Here is a 2,029-nt window from a genome sequence, read left to right as displayed (position 1 = left end):
AGCCGCTCCCGGGCCTCCTCCACCAGCCGCAACGCCGGCTCGGTGAGGTGGTAGCTGGTCTCCCGGCCGTCGCGGCGGCTGGCCAGCCAGCCCTCCTTGCGCAGCCGGGCCACCACCACCCGCACGGTCGCCTCGGGGATCGCGAAGCACTCCATCAACGCGATCAGCGCCCGCAGGCGTACCTCACCGCCGCGATCGAGCAGGTAGCCGCCGAACAGATCGAAGACCAGCCCGCGCGCCTTCATAGGGCCTCACAACTCCTCCGGGCAGCATCAGCGACCGATTCGAGGCGGGGACGCCCCCCAGCGCGCGGCGCGCTTTGCTCGTCCCGTCGGGCGGCGATACTCGCACGATTAGCCGCCGGCGGCAGCTCGGTGCAGCCGAGCGGGCTATGCGCGCCGCCCGAAAGGTTGCCGAGCTAACCCCAATGCCGCGTAGTTAGGCGCGGGGCATGTTTGTCAAGGGCGGCTGAGGTGGGCAACGGAGTCCCTGCTAGAACAACGTCGACCAAGATCGTCGATCAGCAGGGACTCCGTTGGAAGCGCAGTGTGTCATCACTCGGGATGTTCGGGTGGCTGGGGGGCGGTTCGCGCCGGGGCATCTTGGTGAGCTGACCCAGCAGGTGCCCTTCGAGATGGTTGATGAGGTGTTGGCCTCGACGGGCAAGGTGCAGACGCGGGTGCGTGATCTGCCCTCGCGGGTGGTGGTGTATCTGCTGCTGGCGGCTGGGCTGTTCGCCGAGATCGGCTATCAGCAGGTGTGGGCGCGACTGATCGCGGGCCTGGACGGGCTGGGGGTGGCGATGCCGAGCTCGTCGGCGTTGGCGCAGGCGCGTCGGCGAGTGGGTGTGGCTCCGTTACGGGCGTTGTTTTCGTTGTTGGCCGGCCCGGCGGCGGGAGCGGCTCGCTGGCGGGGGCTGCTGGTATGCGCGATCGATGGCACCACGATGTTCGTGCCCGACAGCCCAGCCAACCTGGCCCGCTATGGCCGGCAGGCCGGCACCCACGGCGGCTCCGGGTATCCGATGTTGCGGCTGGTGGCGGTGGTCGCGTGTGGCACCCGCACCGTGCTGGACGCGGTGTTTGGCCCGCTGGGCAGGGGTGAGATCAGCTACGCGCCGGCGCTTTGGGGTTGTCTGCGCCCGGGCATGCTGCTGTTGGCCGATCGCAACTTCGCTGTGGCCGAGCTGATCGGCCAGATCGCCGCTAGCGGCGCGGACCTGCTCATCCGGGCCAAAAACGGCCGTGTCCTGCCCCCCATCCGCCATCTGCCCGATGCCTCCTGGCTGTGCCGACTCGGCGGCGTCACCGTGCGGGTGATAGACGCCGAGATCACCGTCACCCTGGGCGGGCGCAAGCAACACACCGGCCGCTACCGGCTGGTCACCACCCTGCTCGACCACCACCGCCATCCGGCCGGAGAGATCGTCGAGCTGTATCACCAGCGGTGGGAGATCGAGACCAGCTACCTGGAGCTGAAATCCACGATCCTGGGCGGACGGGTGTTGCGTGCCCGCACCTGCCACGGCATCGACCAGGAGGTTTATGCCCTGCTGGTCACCTACCAAGCGCCGCGGCTCGCGATCGCCGACGCCACCCTGGCCCACCCCACCGCCAGCCCGGACCGCGCCGGATTCACCGTCGCCCTCAATGCCGCCCGCGACCAGCTCATCCTCGCCGCCGGTGTCATCGCCGAGGCCACCATCGACCTCGTCGGCAAGATCGGCCACGCCGTGCTGACCCACCTGCTACCACCACGACGCAGCCGCGTCAGCCCCCGCGTGGTCAAACGAGCGATCTCCAAACACCGCGCCAAAGGCGACATCGACCGCACCAACTACCAAGCCACCATCAACATCAACATCATTGATCGGTTGACACCCGGCCCATAACGCTAACTACGCGGCATTGGGGTTAGGGGGCGCGGTGGCCGGCGCGCCAGACGGCCCAGGTGAGCGGCACGCCGGGGCGGTAGGCCAGATGGGTAGCCGAGGGGGCATCGAGCACGTGGACGTCGGCGCGGCCACCGG

1 protein-coding gene and 1 pseudogene are annotated in these 2,029 nt (G+C 69.1%); one reads left to right on the top strand and one right to left on the bottom strand.

What is annotated here, in order from left to right:
- Positions 1 to 245: pseudogene (locus VFA16_RS17030) on the bottom strand (PaaX family transcriptional regulator); the annotation flags it as partial.
- A 326-nt stretch (positions 246 to 571) separates the two neighbouring features.
- On the opposite strand from VFA16_RS17030, the gene VFA16_RS17025 reads away from it, so the two are divergent.
- Positions 572 to 1,891 (top strand): IS4 family transposase, encoded by a 1,320-nt coding sequence (locus VFA16_RS17025; RefSeq protein ID WP_324968948.1) that lies wholly within the window; start codon positions 572 to 574, stop codon positions 1,889 to 1,891.
- The last annotated feature ends 138 nt before the right edge of the window (positions 1,892 to 2,029 follow it).

This window comes from Mycobacterium sp., from assembly GCF_035653355.1.
In the GTDB taxonomy this organism is placed as follows: Bacteria; Actinomycetota; Actinomycetes; order Mycobacteriales; family Mycobacteriaceae; genus Mycobacterium.
This window is presented reverse-complemented; position numbering and strand designations above follow the sequence as displayed.